The sequence below is a fragment of the Prevotella jejuni genome (genome assembly GCF_900187995.1).
GTDB lineage: Bacteria > Bacteroidota > Bacteroidia > Bacteroidales > Bacteroidaceae > Prevotella > Prevotella jejuni.
This window is the reverse complement of record NZ_FZNZ01000038.1, coordinates 1-17,796: the sequence shown is the minus strand read 5'-3', so window position 1 is coordinate 17,796 and position 17,796 is coordinate 1. Positions and strand designations below refer to the sequence as shown.

The 17,796-nt window shown below is 39.3% G+C and carries 9 protein-coding genes; 8 read left to right on the top strand and 1 reads right to left on the bottom strand.

What is annotated here, in order from left to right; all coding sequences use genetic code 11:
- Positions 1-295 precede the first annotated feature (295 nt).
- The 6 genes from CHB62_RS12255 to CHB62_RS12230 all read left to right on the top strand — a co-directional run bounded on the left by CHB62_RS12255 (position 296) and on the right by CHB62_RS12230 (position 7,989).
- Positions 296-520: a hypothetical protein gene (locus tag CHB62_RS12255; RefSeq protein WP_141240431.1), complete on the top strand. Its 225-nt coding sequence runs from the start codon at positions 296-298 to the stop codon at positions 518-520.
- Between the two features lie 303 nt (positions 521-823).
- Positions 824-2,830, top strand: coding sequence for a dynamin family protein (locus CHB62_RS12250; RefSeq protein ID WP_089367060.1), 2,007 nt, complete (start codon positions 824-826; stop codon positions 2,828-2,830).
- A gap of 1 nt (position 2,831) precedes the next feature.
- Positions 2,832-3,512, top strand: coding sequence for a Z-ring associated ZapG family protein (locus tag CHB62_RS12245; RefSeq protein WP_089367059.1), 681 nt, complete (start codon positions 2,832-2,834; stop codon positions 3,510-3,512).
- Position 3,513: 1 nt separating this feature from the next.
- Positions 3,514-6,684 carry an ATP-binding protein gene (locus CHB62_RS12240; RefSeq protein ID WP_089367058.1) on the top strand — a complete coding sequence of 1,057 codons (3,171 nt, stop codon included), beginning with the start codon at positions 3,514-3,516 and terminating at the stop codon, positions 6,682-6,684.
- A gap of 2 nt (positions 6,685-6,686) precedes the next feature.
- Complete coding sequence (locus CHB62_RS12235; RefSeq protein WP_089367057.1) at positions 6,687-7,469, top strand: AHH domain-containing protein; 783 nt, start codon at positions 6,687-6,689, stop codon at positions 7,467-7,469.
- Positions 7,470-7,476: 7 nt separating this feature from the next.
- On the top strand, positions 7,477-7,989 hold the full coding sequence (locus CHB62_RS12230) for a hypothetical protein (RefSeq protein WP_141240430.1): 513 nt from the start codon (positions 7,477-7,479) through the stop codon (positions 7,987-7,989).
- Positions 7,990-8,252: 263 nt separating this feature from the next.
- Here the strand turns inward: CHB62_RS12230 and CHB62_RS12225 are convergent, their stop codons facing one another.
- On the bottom strand, positions 8,253-11,228 hold the full coding sequence (locus tag CHB62_RS12225) for a leucine-rich repeat domain-containing protein (RefSeq protein WP_240616231.1): 2,976 nt from the start codon (positions 11,226-11,228) through the stop codon (positions 8,253-8,255).
- Positions 11,229-12,174: 946 nt separating this feature from the next.
- Here CHB62_RS12225 and CHB62_RS12220 point away from each other — a divergent pair.
- Both CHB62_RS12220 and CHB62_RS12215 read left to right on the top strand, forming a co-directional pair.
- A complete protein-coding gene (locus tag CHB62_RS12220; protein WP_089367055.1) occupies positions 12,175-15,561 on the top strand; it encodes a SusC/RagA family TonB-linked outer membrane protein in 3,387 nt (1,128 codons plus the stop codon).
- Positions 15,562-15,573: 12 nt separating this feature from the next.
- Entirely contained in the window at positions 15,574-17,487 is a 1,914-nt protein-coding gene (locus CHB62_RS12215; protein ID WP_089367066.1) for a SusD/RagB family nutrient-binding outer membrane lipoprotein, read from the top strand.
- Positions 17,488-17,796 lie beyond the last annotated feature (309 nt).

Sequence of the window (17,796 nt, the reverse complement as noted above, 5' to 3'; positions counted from 1 at the left end):
GTACCTCTCACGAAGATACATTTATTTTGCAGACAGAAACAAAAACTTAATGAATTATGAACAAAACAACATTTATCTTTACCCTTGGGATTGCCTTAATCTGCAGTACTACCCTACTCACAACTACCAGTTAAATTGAGTATTTCCGCTTCATAGAGGACTAAATAGTTCCTACCTTTCAAATATGTGTTATTCACTTGTGATAGTACAGCCCTTTCCCGATAAAGAAGTTGCTTTCTTCACAACAAAACAGAGAAATATAATTTAAAACATCAAACTTATGATCAGAGGTTATATGAATTTCATATGCGACGACTGCAACAATACTTTCCATGCATTAAATATTGAGTATGGAACAACTGCTATGTCTGTTTCAATGCCCTATCCAAATTGCAACAGCCGTCACACTTACCTTCCTAATTGGCATATTCTCGGCTTTTATCCCTTCGGCAACAACCGTGAGGTTTATAAAAGAATATGGAGAAGGATGGATAAAGAGGAAAGCAAGTTTGATAGCTAATAGGCTAAAATGTGATAGCTTCCTCGCTTGTTAAAACGATGAACAAGATTAGCAATTTTCAAAAAGCAAGTAAACATTCAAGGTAATAAAGGCTCCTCAATAAGAGAGAGAAATGCCTTATTGGATTTTATTCACTTTATTTTGCTGTTATTTTGTAATTTATAATAAAATTATTATATTTGCAACAGATATTATAGAATGACACGAGTCAGCCACTCGAGCATAGTTAAATTCACGACATAAAATTAAAACCCATTGAGATAGAAACATAAGGTGTAATACAGATATTTTAAATCCAAAGAAATGAAAAAAAACCAATTCCAAGAGTATTGTGAGCAAGTGAAGAAAAAACTGCAAGAGTACAAGGACGTACGCCAGCAGGCCAATATCAACGATGAAGGTCTCAATGCTGCTGTGGAGCGTAAGGCTAAACCTTTTGTGGAAGGACATTTTACGCTTGCCGTTGTAGGTAAGATGAGTGCAGGAAAGTCTACTTTCATTAATGCATTCCTTGGTAAGAACATATTACCCACAGGACATTTCCAAACCACAGCTATCCTGACAAAAATAGAGCACGCAGAAAAAGAGTCTATTAAAATTATCTATGGTGATGATCAGGAAAGAACTTTTTCAGATGGTATCGAAGGTCAACTAAAGCAGTACGTTGCAATTAAGGAGAAATACAACGATTTACCTCTTAATTATATTAATGAGAAGATAATAATAGGATGGGATAAAAAAGAAATCTGCAGCCCAGATGTTATCAAAGATATGGAAGCCATTTCTCGTGAGAAGGTAGACAGGAATCTCCTTGAGGAATACATTAAAGAACACCCAAAGTCTAAGATTGCAAAAGAAGTTACGGTAAGGTGTCCTTTTCCAGAGGATTGCATAGGTTGGCGCATTGTGGATACTCCAGGAGTAGGAGCTATAGGAGGTTTTGATTTAGAAACAACTAAATTTCTGACAGCTAAACTTAAGAATGGAGGCAATAATGTTGATGCCATCATATTCCTTCACAAAGGTAATGGCAACATTGAAGATAAGGACACTAACGACTTTGTTAAAAATACCTTTAACAATTTATCAGATGATGTTAAAAAACGTGTGTTCTTTGTCATAACACATACTGCTTCTGACGATTATAGAGATAATAAAGATGCGTATATGCGTAGAGCTAAGTCTCTATTCAAAGATCGCTACGGTATCAAAGAAGACCGCCTACTCGAGATTGATAGCCTGATGGAGATTCTGATTAGATATATTAATCAAGAAAACAAGGATGCTCAATCCTTGCTTGAATCTAAAACAGTGCCAGACTCTTCTTGGAATGAAGAAGTCTGGAAGAAATGTCGGACATTATTACGTGGCATAAAGTACTCTCTTAAAGACGATGGTATAAATGTCAATAATGAAAGTATACTTGAGAGAGCCCAAGAGTGGTCAGGCTTTAATAAGTTTCGTAAGATTCTAAATAAGTTTGTTAAGACAGAAAAAACAAATGCATTTGAGGACTTTTTAGATACTATTGACGAAGACATAGAGGAGGCCATTAAAGGTAAAGAAAACGACAAAAGAAATCTTCAGGACGGAGCTGAAAAGATAAAAAAACAGATAGAAAAATTAGAATATGTTAAGCTAAATATACAGGAAGAACTCGGTAAAATTCGTCAAGAGTTCAGCCAAGATAATGTGTCTAAAAGATTTGACTTTGTTGAAGAAAGAATACAAGAGCATATAATAGATGCTAATGCTGATTATGCTAACATACGTAGGGAAGCTACAAACCTCTACGACTTAGCCGATAAAGCAAAGTCTGCTTTGTTTAGGAAGATGCAATCAATAATTGAGGAGTATGTGAAGGTTTGTAAAAGTGAAGTGTTTTTTAAGAAGCCTGACTTTGATAAAATAGAGGCAGAAGCTACTGATCAAGCAAAATACCCCACAGACATCATAGGAAAAAGAAAAGTTCCAGGATTTTGCTGTGATGACTACGAAACATACATAGAGCATAAAGGGGGGGATGTCAATGCTCAAAAGAAACTGCAATCTTTTAGAACGATGTCGGTGCGTCATATCCGCCAAGAGGCTAATGATTTCAAGACAAAAATTCAGAAAGAAGTTGAGAGTTACATCTCCAAAGTAAATGCTGCTCAACAGAAAAAAATCGATGAACAAAAGAGACATTTAGAGGAGTTGAAAGCTAAGCATAAAGTATCTTCTCCATCTGAGTTGCGTGATATGATTAAGGCAACGGAAAACGATATCAACAAATTGAAAGGTTTTAAGAGCTCATTGAAAGAAAACTAATATGGAACAGCCATTTATAGATTATAGCGCAATTTCTTCTGAAATATCAAAGAAGTGCCACCAGTATCTTCACGACGTTGATGTAAACACAGTATTGGATTCATTTGATGCTGTCAAGGATATATTAGAGAGGGCCATAGAGAGATATTCATTTCAGGTAAGTGAATACTGGAATCAGAATCACTCTGATGTAGAAATCTCTCGAAAAATCAAGTTTATGGATATAGACAATGGGTATGTAAAACTTCTGAAGAAATGGGTTAGGGAGAACCCGTTCAGGCAGGAACTTCCAGACTGTCCGAACGACTTTGTAGAGTCCTATGACAAATATAATGCAAAGGTAAATAAAACTGCCATTGCAGCAGGGACCGCAGGAACGCTTGCCATAGGTGCGGCTTACGGTGTCAGTACATCACAAGCTGCTGCCGGAGCAAAGGGCTGTCTTGCCTTTGGCAATCCGTTGGTGGCTATTATTGCCGAATTAATCGGGATTGCAGCAATATATGCAGTGGCCCAGTACCAGAAGAAGAACAAGCGTAAAGAGATTGAGACCCAACGTCGTGAGTACAAAGCCCAGCTAAAGGAGTATAAGCAAAAGCTTATCAATACCTTAACAACTTCGGCTGAAATCTATCTCAAGGAAGCAGAGGTATATTCTAACAATCTATTAACAGAGTTCTGAAATGAAAGAAAACGAAATCAAAGATAAAACCCCTATGCCAGCCCCTGCAGAGGCCCCAGGTGAAATTGCTAAGGAGTATAAGGAAAAGACTGCCGTTATTGAACAGGAGTTTTCAAATGCGGTTCGTGCTTTTGACACTGTAATAACCAAGTCATATCTTTCAGAACTCACTTCTTACGATGTCGTACCATGTACAAATGGGCAGATACCTAATATGCGTTGGATTAAAGTGAATGAAATTGTTTACGAGAAGGACGAATTCTTTGTAGACAAGATGTCGATGCTTTACAACGCATTACACTCTTCTGCACGCAATATCTGCTTTTTACTGAGAAGAGGTTACTGTAAAGACAATAAGTCAGCAGTGGAAGTCTTTATGGGTACAACGGATATAAGCGGAGTCAATAATGTTTCAGGAGACATACTGGAGAAGGGACTGAAGGGCCTCTTCCCTGGCGTTTCTACAGAAAGAAGCGGTGATATTGTTCAGGAGCTGAAAGGGTCTCTTGATAAGACGTTTGCCATTTCCTGTGTCTCAGGTGTAGCTTCCCTAAGAGAAGATGACAAGAAAGAACGCTTTGTGCAAGGCTTGGAAAAGCTGCTCGATTCTACAAATGGTCTAAAGTTTTCCGTTTTCTTTGTTGCAGAACAGGTTGAAGACAGCGAATGTGCATCTATATTGTCTAATTACGAGAATCTTTATTCTGCTATCTCACCGATGGCAGAAACTCAGCTATCTTTTTCACAGAGTATAACGAGTGGAGTCAGTGAGTTCAGTTCTAAGAATTTCACAGAGAATGTTGTAAAATCTCTTCAAAAAGCGGTAGCAAAAGGAACGGCATATAGTAAATCTCATACAGAACATTCGGCAACAACAAAAGGTAATACTTCCAGTTTTGGGGGGTCTATTGGCAAAGGACCTTTCTCTGCATCGGCATATTACAGTAGAACAACTGCTAAAAATGAGGGCAAGGCTGATACGGAAGGCAGAACAGATTCTTATAACCTGTCCATCCTGGAAGGAATCCAAAGAGGTTTGTCAAAAGGGACTCAACAGGGAGAAGGCTCGCACAGAGATAATCAGGAGAGCCGTTCGCACCAGATAACCTTTCAAAACCGGAGAGTAAAGCATTATCAGGATCTTTTAGACAAAGAGATCGACAGACTGCAAAACGCACTACCCTATGGTTTGTGGTCAATGGGCACATATTTCATAGCAGAAGACGACACTACAGCCACCGCTTTGGCCGGATTATACAAAGGATGTATTGTCGGTGACAATTCGAACTCGCAGGTCTTTACAGTAAACAACTGGAGTAAGCACGATGATAAGACAAAGGATATTGCCCAACATCTGTTGGGCTGTCAGCATCCTCGCTTCGTTTTGCCTTCAAATATAGAAGTATCTTCTGGTTCGTTGGTAAGCAGCAAGGAGCTTGCAATTCACATGTCCTTTCCTCAGAGCAGCGTGCCAGGTATATTGGTACGGGAGGAAACTTCATTTGGAAGAGAAGTAAAAAGTAGGGCAGGCTTGAATGATGAGAACGCAATAACAATTGGCAATATTCTGCATCTGGGAGAAAAGTCTACGCTGCCTGTACGGCTATCCTTGGAGGAACTCTCAAAACATATGTTTGTAACAGGTTCTACAGGAAGCGGAAAGTCAAATACTATATACCTTATCATTGATAAGCTGATAAAAAAAGGGAAAAAGGTGCTGGTCATTGAACCTACCAAGGGTGATTACCGAAAGGTTTTCGGCGGTATGGCTGATATGACAGTATATTCTACGAGAGAAAATGAAAAGAATCTTCTGAAAATCAACCCCTTTGCTTTCCCTGAAGGCATCCAGGTGAATGAACACATAGAAAGACTGGTTGAGATATTCGGCGTATGTTGGCCGATGTATGCAGCTATGCCTGCAATTCTGAAAAAGTCTATTATATGTGCTTACTCTGCCTGTGGGTGGGATATAAGGAAGTCTGAATGTCGTCACGGCAGGTTGTTTCCAACGATAGCTGATGTCGTGATTCAGCTTAAAAAAATAATTGCGTCTTCAGAGTATTCTGCAAATACAAAAGGTGATTATATAGGAGCCTTGCAGACTCGACTGGAGTCTCTTCAAACTGGCATATATTCTACAATCCTGTCTTCTTCAGATTGTACGGATTATGAAAAGTTATATGACCAGAATGCGATAATTGACCTGCATCATATCGGCTCTACAGAAACGAGGTCACTTCTTATGGCTATGCTTGTCTTAGGGTTAAATGAATGGCGTATGTCAACTAATGACGATGATATGGATTTACCTTTACAACACGTAACCGTCATAGAGGAAGCTCATAACATTCTTCCCAGAGTATCAAAGCATCAGAGCCAGGAAGGAGCAAACGTGTTAGGAAAGTCTGTAGAGATGATAGCTGATGTTATGTCTCGCATCCGTACCTATGGAGAGGGGTTCATTATAGTGGATCAGTCGCCTTCAGCCATTGATGAGTCTGCTATAAGAAATACAAATACAAAAATCGTTATGAACCTGCCTGATGGAGAGGATTGTCTGATAGCAGGTCGGGCTATGTCATTGACAAAGGATAAACAAATTTCCAAGTTATCACGTTTGGCAACGGGTGAAGCTGTTGTGTGGCAGCGTGGCTGGAATGAAGCCGTTCTGGCTCTTGTCGATGAAATGTCTGATAGAGTCCCATTAAAAGCAGGCGATAATGTTTCTTACGTGAAAGAATCCCTAAGAGAACGGCCAAGTAGTCTCTTTATTAAGCGGTTTGTTAAGGAAGAGGCATTATCAGATGAGGAACAAAAAAGCCTACAGGATGAAATTGTCAGAGCAATGGTTCCGTCTTGTGTGAAGTCAGAATTGTTGGATGTTATACGCCATCTTCCCTCACACAAGGAGTCTGCCCTGATTAATTCTGTTGTCCGTTATTTGGGGCTTGATGTGGAGATTATCAGATTATTTGCAGAGTATAGCTTTGTGGGATCTTTGCAATTAAAAAATGATTTGCGCGATTTTATAGCGGATGATTTAGCAATCTATGATACAGACCAACAAGACGAACTACTTAGTATGGTCTTTATTTGGGCTTCATCGCAAAATGAGATGTGGCATAAGATATGTCAGGATAGTCTTCCTTCTAACCCTAAAAGCAAGTAGATATGTCTTTTATAATTGATGATGCTGCTATAGCAGTAGCTTCTGAAGCTGTATGTGAATCTGCAGGGGGAATGGAATCAGCTGCAGAATTATGTGACAATACTGATTGCACTTTTTCTGTTGAAGATATGAGAAGTGAATTTAGTTCAGATAAGTTTAGTCTTTCTGAAGAAAGTGGCGATTTCTCTAATCTGAACTCGGATATAGATTGTTCTGCTTCTTCCAGTAACGAAATGGATTCCCTGAGAGAAGAGTTCTCTCCAAGCAACTTTTCAGAATCAGCTTCTAATGAGAATTTAGAACAGGCAACTCCAAGAGAAGGCGTAGAGCGTACTTCAACTTTTGAAGATCAGACTATTGGAAACGATGTGTTGGAAGACAAGCGCCCAGAGATAGAGAGTAAGCTGAATATGGGACAACCTCATAATGCAGATGTTCTACGAGGGAACTTGGAGATTGCTATGGACAAAGAAACTGATAGAACTGTATCAAGAGCTCATCATATTGTAGGAAACGAAACGCCATATGCAGCAAAAAAAATGGAAGAGTTCGGTCTTGACCGAAATGACCCTGCAAATGGAATTTTGCTGCCCAATGATGCTTCCAGCCCTCTAAAGGGATCGATTCATAGTGGACGGCATTTACAAGAATACTATAACACTGTTGAGCAGCTTATGGCAAGTGCTACTACAAGAGAAGAAGCTCTTGAGGTTCTCCAATCATTGAAAGAAGATTTATTTTCTGGAAAATTATCATTACAACGTGATGTGCAACCTAATTTATAATAATAATATGAGAATTTTTCAATTAAAGAACAAGGTTGAGGGATTTGCCACTATCAATTTTGGTGATATTGATATGATGAGCGTATTAAGGACTGGTGATGTGTCAGTTCTTGACGGACAAAACTTTGTTTGGAATAAAACTGCTGGTGATAGTATTAGTGATTGCCCTTTCTTCATCGGAGCAATGCCTATCTTTGCTTCTGAGAAATTAGGAAGCGTTCTAAAAGATATAGATTGTACAACGGCTACTTTTATGGTTGAGGGTATATCGTATACTGTAGTGGCAGCACCCCCTGTTGCTGGAAACACCATTGATTTAGAGAAATCTAAATGTAAGACTTTCCGCAGTGGAAAGATTATGGAGGTTAAAGAATATAGTTTTTATAAGAGAAATTCTTTTCCAGAGATGTTTACAACTGAAGAGTATATAATGCATACTTTTTGTAATGAAGAGGTCGTAAAATTACTTTACTCTTGTCATTTCGAACACTTAATCATAAAAGAATGCACTATTCTTTAAATTTGCAAAGACTTATAATTTGCATTTTGACACAGTTGAGTTGACTAACCCCAACTTGACTGTGCTCCACACGAGGACATCTCTGGCTATATCTTTATGGTACCTAACTGGGCGCATAAATGGTTCCGCCACAATGGCTATGTGTCAAGGATGTTAAAATAAAAACACTTATGCCAAAAAACAATCCCGAAAGTTTATAATGACCTTCGGGATTGCTAATTCTACTCTTTCCGCTTTCTCATGCGGACAAGTTTGATGTCATTCTATTCAACTGCTACAACTTTTGAATAACCCTTCGCTTTAACAATATAGATACCTGATGGTAGACTAACCGTCTTATGCTCTCTTACAATAGTAGAGAACATCAATTTGCCACTTAAGGTATAGACTTGCAAGTGTGTAGGCGTTCCTGTCATAAAGCTTAGATAATTTTTACCCCCAGACACTTTAAGTGCATCATTAGAAAGAGTGTCTATTTGATCCGAAACTGTGAAGATTCCTCCAATAGTCACAGAAGAAGTAACCTTAAAATTAGGAGAATCTACTTCTTCATCATTAAGTGTCAAAGTTTCAAGTTTGTATCCAGATGCGGGTATTGCTTTAATGACAAGATCTGTATTCTTAGCCACCTTTGTACCCGACAGCACCTCAACACCATCTGTTGTAAATATCTTTAACGTTCCATATTCCGGCTCCTGTATTGTAATATATGCCATGTTACAACCAGTTCCATCGCCCTCATAATCAATCGTCCAACCCTTCAACTTAGCAATAGAAGACTCAGCATGCTCGGCGTCATTATACTCTCCTGCTTTTTCACCATGAACGAAAAGTGTGTTACCACGTGGCGTCTTCCCACTCTGGAGTTTAGGATAACGTGAAAGACTATAATAAAGATCATTTAAAGTACATGCATCCCATCCATTACCACCTACATTCAGATAGGTCAATCGTTCATGTCCCTTAAGATCCAGCCCCTCTAATCTATTACCATCAACAGTAAGTGTCACAAGTTGAAGATTATTCTTTAAGTCTAAGTTTGAGACTGAATTATTAGAAAGCTGCAATGTCTTCAATGCAGGGTTCTTGCTAACATCAAGAGCAGTAATCTTATTATTTGAAACATAAAGTTCTACAAGTTCTGGCATATCCCTCACGTCAACTGCCTCAATCTCATTACTACTTATATTCAAATAAACGAGTTTCTTGTTATGACTTAAATCTAAACTTTCTAACCAATTATTTTTTACATCAAGATAAGCTAAATCAACAGCACCTGTAACATCTATATTATCAACTTGATTACCATAAGCACGTAAATTAACAAGTTTACTATTCTTGCTAACATCCAAGGAACTAAGGTCTGAATAAGAACAATCAAGAGATTCAAGATCCAATAGCTTAGAAACATCTATGGACGTAATTGAATTCATATACGTAGACAGAGAACGCAAATGAATATTATGACTCAGATCGACAGCAGTTATCTTATTATCAACACCTACACCTGGATAACTTGAGAAATCAGCTCCTGTAACAGCACCATATATCGTTACTGTCGTTCCAGATGTTTGTCCCACTACCGTTGTTGGAGTCGATTTAACCTTCACTTTTACAAGTTCGCCATCTCCCCAGTCAATTGAAACATCTTTATCCTCACCACTTACTGAAAGGAAATACTGTTGGTCTATGCCAGCAGGTACTGTTAGTTTGATATAATCATCATCACCAGAAACACTAAAAACAGGCTTTATAACTGCTGCTTCTGACACGACAAAGATACTATCAGCAATCAATTTACCATTCACCTCCACGCCAACGAACTTTGCACCAGTAGGTGCTGTAGCATCTATCTTAATTGGAAAACCAGGCAGGACTTTCCCTGTAACAGGCTCGTAAGTTGCAAAATACCCATCATCAGGAATTTGACTTAGTGTATAACTGCCTCCATTTTCGGCCGCTTGCATCGTTATAGCGACAGAATCCATTGATGCAGTAGCATCACCATGAACATCTAATTTATAAGAATTGTCGGCATCATCATCTAACATCCCAGTATTAGCATGTTCGTAGTTAGACCCTGATAGGAAAACATTCGTACGGTAAGAACTACCTGTATGTGCCGGCATTGCTTTGAAGGTGAAGTTAAGTGACTGAGGAGTAGTATTCTTACAGTCACGCATATCAAGGTGATTCAGTCGGTTAGTACCGATAGCACCATGCATATCAAGAAATTGTATTCCAGTATTCCGTACACTCACACTACGCAAAAAGCGTTGGTGCGATAAATCAATACGTTGTATCTTCGTATTATCAATATTAATTGTGTGAAGATAAGCAAGGTTAGACACATTTAAACGAGACAACTTTGAATCACTGAGTTCAAGCGTTGTTAACTTCTTATTACTACTTAAGTCAAGCTTTGCGATGTCAGTATTAGACGCATCAAGCATGATAAGCTCAGGGTTATTAATAAGGTTTAGCTCAGTAATCTTTGTACCCTTTATAAGGAGCTTCTCAAGTTTCGCTTGTTGCGTAACGTCAATAGATGTTACTCCAATATTGCCACTGATATCAACATCACGTAACTCCGGATAATTATTACCCAATTCTAATTCTAACAAACTACCGTTTGAAAGATTAAGATAACGCAGATTAGGGAGACTGATAGGATAAAAGTGTGTAATATCTCCATCTGACATGTCGATATTTCGTAGCTCTGTACTGCCATTAGGAAATAAGACAGTAGCCAACAATTCATTATGATTGGCCGTAAAATTAGATAATTTCTTAAAATTGCGCAGGTCTAAACGCGTAATCTTATTATAGCTGAGGTCAAGTGTAACAAGATTAGGTGCACCAAAGAAATCAACACCTTCGTAGGTTAATTCGTTCTTCTTTGCTTCAACTTGCTTTAAATTAGGCTGATCCTTAAAAGCAAGATATGTTGCCTTTGCTTCAGACACCTCAACGGCCGAAAAGTCACCATAGACAACGATTGTGTCCTTTAGTAGTTTCCCTGTCACCTTCTTATTACTACTCCAACCTTCTAACGTAGCCTCTTGTTTATTACCATCTCCCCAGTCAACAAATACTTTACTGGCATCATTGGTTCGAGTAACACGGAATTCAAAGTCTTGCCCTACGGCTGTAGATGTTGCAATCCTCATTTCACCATTTGTTTGTGCGAACGTCACTAAAGACACAAACAAAGAAAACATCAGTAAAAATTTCTTCATAAGCTGTAATGTCTAAGCACTTTATAAGAAAGGTTTATCAAACGACAGAACATAGAAATTAACCATAGTTCTGTCTACCAAAACGTAAAGAACATCGTGATAGTGCTATTTAACCACAATATAAATCACGCTTTTGGTTGCAAATATAAGTAAAATAAATATAATCTGCAATATATTGTAACATTAACTATTATCATTTATTACATATCACAGAATAAGAGTCAGGTGTAAGTCCACAACAAATACTTAGATTTTGACATTAACGAATAAAGGAACATGAACTATACAATATCACCTGAAACATCTGAAAAATCGAGATTTTTAGGTAACAAAGTCTATTGTCGCATGGTAGAAGATGAGGGAATTGTAAGCAGCAACTGATTGTAAATAGCTGATTAGCCTATCCTCTCTACTTCGTAACAAATAATCATCTTAGCCATCTTAACCAAAGGACAACTCTTTCCTACCCACTCTCTTGTCTACTTATCTACTTACGAGCACCTCATTTTATCGCCTTTACATATTTACAAAAATTAATCGCCATTTTTATTGCTTAATATATTTATTTTATTTATATTTGCTCACATAATAAAAACTATATAAATAACCGTTAAGCAACACTTTATGTGTCGTAAAACATACTAACACTAACCTACAATCGAAATTACAATATCTACAATACTTAAAAACCATCTTTAGAGTATCAATCTGTTTACTCAAAGATATCAGAAATTATTAATAAGAACCTATAATTAAACAAATAAAAGTCTCTCTCAATAAGAGTTACAAGAGCGATAAATTCATTGCGGTAATAGCTGCTACACATAGCTAATATTCAAAACAACAAAACCTAACACAAAAAGCTGATACAGAATGAAAGTGAAATAGAGACATATATAAAACCTAAACAATAAATTTTACATATTAATCTTTAACTATAAGCAAAATGAACAACAAGCAGAACAAAGCGCAAGCCTTATGGCGAATCTGTATGATGGCACTGATATGGATGTTCGCTACTGAGCTTTATGCGCAAAATGTCACGGTTAGTGGCATTGTGAAAGACCCAACGGGCGAGCCTGTAATCGGTGCTTCGGTAACGGTGAAAGGTACAAATATGGGTACTGTGACTAATATCGACGGGCAATACACCCTACAATGCCCCACAAAAGGCACGTTAGTATTCTCATACTTGGGAATGAAGCCTAAAAATGTAGATATTAATGGTCGACAACAGATAAACGTTGCCCTTGAAGAAGAAGCCACTGCACTTAACGATGTGGTGGTTACGGCATTGGGAATTAAACGACAAACAAAAGCATTGGGTTATGCTGTCACCGAACTGAAAAGCGATGAACTGGAACGAGCCAACACGGTTTCTCCTGTCACAGCATTGCAAGGTAAGGTGGCTGGTGTAGAGATCAGCCAGTCAGACGGTGGAATGTTTGGTTCTACTAAAATTCAAATAAGAGGTGCATCTACTCTTAATGCCAACAACCAACCCATCTTTGTAGTAGACGGTGTGATATTAGATAATGCTACAAGCCAATCAGGGGACGCTGACTGGAATAGCAATATCAACGACTACGGTAACCAACTAAAGAATCTTAACCCCGATGATTTTGAGAGTGTGAGTGTACTAAAAGGTGCTGCAGCAACAGCATTGTATGGTTCACGTGGTTTGAATGGTGCTGTAGTAATTACCACTAAAAGTGGGAAAGCAGGCAAAGGTGTTACTGTAAAGGTTTCACAAACTATAGGATTAGAAACAGTCTATCGTTCTCCAGATCTACAAAACACCTATATGATTGGTGCTTTCCCTGGTGCTGTAGATTACGGAGACGAATACACTGCCACGGGCAACCTTTGGAGCGATAACATGACATCGTTCGCTCGTAACTCTAAAGGAGAATACTCACTCATCGAACAATATGGGAACTATGCTTGGGGACCTGATATCTCATGGGCTGAGGGTAAACAGTTTGAACAGTACGATGGAACAATGGGGACAGCGAAAATGTTCCCAAACAACTATAAAGATGCTTACGACACAGGCTTTAATACTAATACGAATGTATCATTGCAAGGTGGTAATGATCGTACACAATTCTACGCTTCAGCATCTTATAAATACAATAAGGGTACTACACCACGCAACACCTTTAACCGTCTGTCGTTCTTAGGAAAAGCTTCACAAAAGATTGGGAACATCGTGACGGTAGATTTCAGCGTGAACTTTACGCAATCACAACCCCGTAATGCACCATTAAACATAGGAGAATACTTTGCTAATAGTACGTTCCCACGCGAATACGATGTTAATCGTTATCGTAACCTTTACAAAGGGGAACATGGTGGACTTGCCAGCGAAAGATATGGCGATCTCTATCGTGCTGTACCTGGAAAGGAGCTGTGGTGGAGTATCTTTGAAAACGATTACAAGCAAACAGAAACCATGTTTCGCCCTGTGCTTAACATCAATATTCAAGCACTGCCTTGGCTACAGCTTTCAACTGGTGGTTCGCTCAACTATTATGCCATCGATGGCGAACTAAAAGCCCCTGGTAGTGGTTATGCCAACGAAGGTGGTTCTTATGCTCTCTCTCACACACACACTACACAAGAGAACTTGTACCTTGCAGCTAACCTAAACTATCAAATTAATAAGGACTGGGAAGTGCACGGGTTCTTGCGTGAGGAATATTTTAACCAATATGCACAGTATAATAGTGAGAGTACGAACGGTGGACTTATTGTGCCCAACCAATTCTTTATCAAGAATTCAAAGCAACAAGCCAGCTTTAATGCGTATAAATTCAACACCAAGCGTATCGTCTCTACCATCTTTATGATTGGAACAAGCTGGAAGAATCAACTATTCCTGGACATAACGGGACGTAACGATTGGTCATCAGCTTTGGTTTACAGCTACGGAACAGGTAACTTCTCTTATTTCTATCCTTCAGTTTCGGGCTCATGGATCATCACAGAAACCTTCAAAGACAAACTTCCAAAATGGGTTAGCTTTGCAAAGGTACGCGGTTCTTGGGCGCAGGTGGGAAACGACACCTCTCCTTATTATATTAATTCGGGCTATTCTGTAGCAACATATCAACGTGGCGACAAGAAGATTTATGGAATGACTATCCCTGAGAATATGAAGAGTACCAACTTAAAACCTGAACGTAAGAATGCTTGGGAAGTGGGACTTGACTGGCGTTTCTTTGACAGTAGGATTGGGGTAGACCTCACCTATTATAAGGAGAACACTCGAAACCAAATTATGACTATCAATGTACCTTGGGAATCGGGCGTAAAAGAAAAACTAATCAACGCAGGTAACATACAAAACTCAGGTATAGAAATAGCACTCAATACTACTCCTATAAAGAAAAAACAATGGCAATGGGACCTAAATTTCACCTACACTCGCAACCGCAATAAGATTGTAGAACTAAGTCCTGATGTAACCTCTTACATTAATCTGGATGGTGCAGCAAACTATGGTAACTACCGCATAGCATCTGTTGCCAAAGTAGGCTCCGACTATGGTATGCTAATGTCTGACTCTTGGATAAAGACCGACGAAAAGACTGGCAAACCAGTGGTGGGCTACACTAACAAATTCCGAACAGTGTATTATAAGCGCGGAGGTACTGTGAAAGAAGTTGGATCGATGTTGCCTAACTTCCTTGGATCACTAAACTCTACCCTAAGATGGAAAGACCTTAGTCTCTATGTGCTCTTTGACGCACGCTTTGGAGGATACGTTGCTTCGTATAACTCACGCTACGCAACTGCATACGGTTTCTCTGGAGAGACCGAGAAATACCGTAAGGGGATGACCTGGACCAGCAAATACGCTAATGCGCAAGATAAGGTGTTTACTGATGGCTTCATTCCTGATGTTGTTTTCGATGCTGGAACGATTGTTACCACACCAGGAGGAACTAACCAAGACGTTAGTGGAATGACCTATCAGGAGGCTTATGAAAAAGGTTATGTAGAACCAGCACACCTACAAAGTGCTGCATACTTTAAGAATAGCTGGGGAACAGGTGTTATTAACGATGATTGGTTTAAGAAAATCAACTACATCGCTCTGCGAGAAATAACTCTCTCGTACAACGTTCCAACCAAAATTAGTAGCTATATCGGTGCAAAGAACTTATCCCTTAGTTTCACCGGACGTAACTTGGCATACCTACTGAACACTGCGCCAAATCACGAGAATCCTGAATCGGTACGTGGAACAGGAGCTGCGCAGTTCCGTATGCGATCATTTATGCCTTACACAGCAAGCTATCTCTTCACATTAAACGCTACATTCTAAATGCCTTTCATTATGAAACAGAATATTATAAAATTCAAGTCGCTCGCCTTTGGTATATGTGCCACATGCATGGTACTGGTAACAGGATGCAGCGAAAGCGAATACGCAAAAATAAATACTGACCCATCGACTATCGCCGAAGGAAATCCTGTTTTCTTGTTCACTCAGGAGCAGGTGCAATACCAACCCTTCGATTACCTGCTGTGGTATTACGATGGGGCTTACACGTCAAAAATAGTTCAGGCATATTCACCATCAAGTAGTTTTAATGACTTGTATAACAAGTTGGCTGAACTGGGCGGTGTGGGTTCTCAGCTTATTTATGTTAAACGATACGAGAACGATATTAAAGCTACTATCGATAAGATGCCAGCTAACAAAGCTGCTCAATACTCACACCTTTCGGCTATGGCAAACGCTCTAACAGTTTACATGGGATTATTCGATACCGACCTCTTTGGCTCAAGGCCTTACTCTGAAGCTGCACAAGCCAAGTATGGGGGCACATTAACTCCTAACTACGAATCGCAAGAGAGTCTATTCGACCAATGGCTGACCGAGCTGAACACCGACCTGGATAAGCTGAAGTCAACGACAACGCAGATAAGTGTTGGAGACAATGACTTAGCCTACGGGGGAGATACTAAGAAATGGGTGAAATTTGTAAACGGCATAAAACTTAAAATTGCGGTAAGACTTCTTCACCAAAACAAAGCTAAGGCCTTAAAAATAGCCGAGGAAGTGGGTGCTGACGATGCAAACGTGATGCAATCTATTTCAGACGACTATGTATATAACAAAGGTACGGGTGGAGATGGCGGTAACAACACCTATGGAAGTGATAATAGTGTGAACTTAGGTGTTAGCAGCAAAAACGTTATCGACTTCATGAAACGTAACAAAGATCCACGAATGCTGGTGATGTTTACCAAAAACGATTTCAACTCTGAGGTGGTGCAAGCTTTCTTTGATGCACAAGCAAGAGGAGATAACAACTGTGCTATTCCTAAATATATTTTAGACCAGGTGAACTATACCACAGATGCTTCTGGTAAGAAACATTTCGACAGTTGGAAAGGTGATGGCGAACCATGGGTACGCTATCAGGGATTACCTATTGGTATGGCTATATCTGAAAAGGCTGAATACACTGGGAATAACAATTATTTTGTAACAACCAGATGGAAAGTAACTGATGGAGAAAAAACGAAAACCTACTCACCGCTATCGTACTTTAACGAGGAATTAGTGCGTGGCCGCGTTGACTTCACTTTCCCAACAGCTCCAAAAGGTAAGGTGGTACAAGATACTGAAGATAACCCGCTTTACGAGATGACCCTTTCCACAGCTGAAATGAACCTCTATCTGGCTGAGTTTAAATTACTGGGTGCTAACTTGCCACATACTGCAGCCGAATACTTTAAACTTGGCGTTGAGGCTTCAGCAAAAGCTTATAATCGCTTAGCGATACTGAATAAAATACCTTATTATGATAAGGCACATTGTAATGATAAGTTAGACGAGCCTGTTACCTACGACGATGCAGCTATCGCTACGATGATGGCTAATTCTGACTACCAACTAACAGGTAGTGTTCCAAGCGATTTAGAGAAGGTTTACATCCAATTGTATCTGCACTTCTTCTATCAACCACTTGAGCAGTTTGTTACAGTGCGCCGCTCTGGTGTTCCTAAAGTTGGTAGTTCGCTCATTCCTTGGGTTACAATGAAGCCCAACACTGAGTTGCCTCGCCGATTCTATATCGCTCAACCCGATCCAGCTGATAAGATGCGTACTATTATCGAGACAGCAATGACACAGCAAGGCTTCACCTTTACCGATGGACAAAGACCTGAACTGCTTAACTCGGAAAGGGTGTGGTACGACAAGGGGGCTCCAAACTTTGGTGAAGGTCCAAACTACTAACAGGGAGACCTGCAGAATAAAGAGGCATCAATAAACGCTATGAAGAAGCAAGTGGGTAAAAACACCCAATAAACTTGTGCTCACCTGCCTCAAGATTGTTTTCGTTAGATTATTGAAAGAGGGTGTGTCAATTATGAACACACCCTCCTTCTTCATGAATTAAAAGAATCACAAGAGGTTTTACATCTCTTTTTGTCATATAAGCCATAAATTGTGGTTCTTCCGTTAAATGTGTGGACGCTTTTCGTAGTGCTTTAACGTAAGAGCCAAAGTTACTCATTAAACAAAAGTATAGCTGAGACAGTCAAC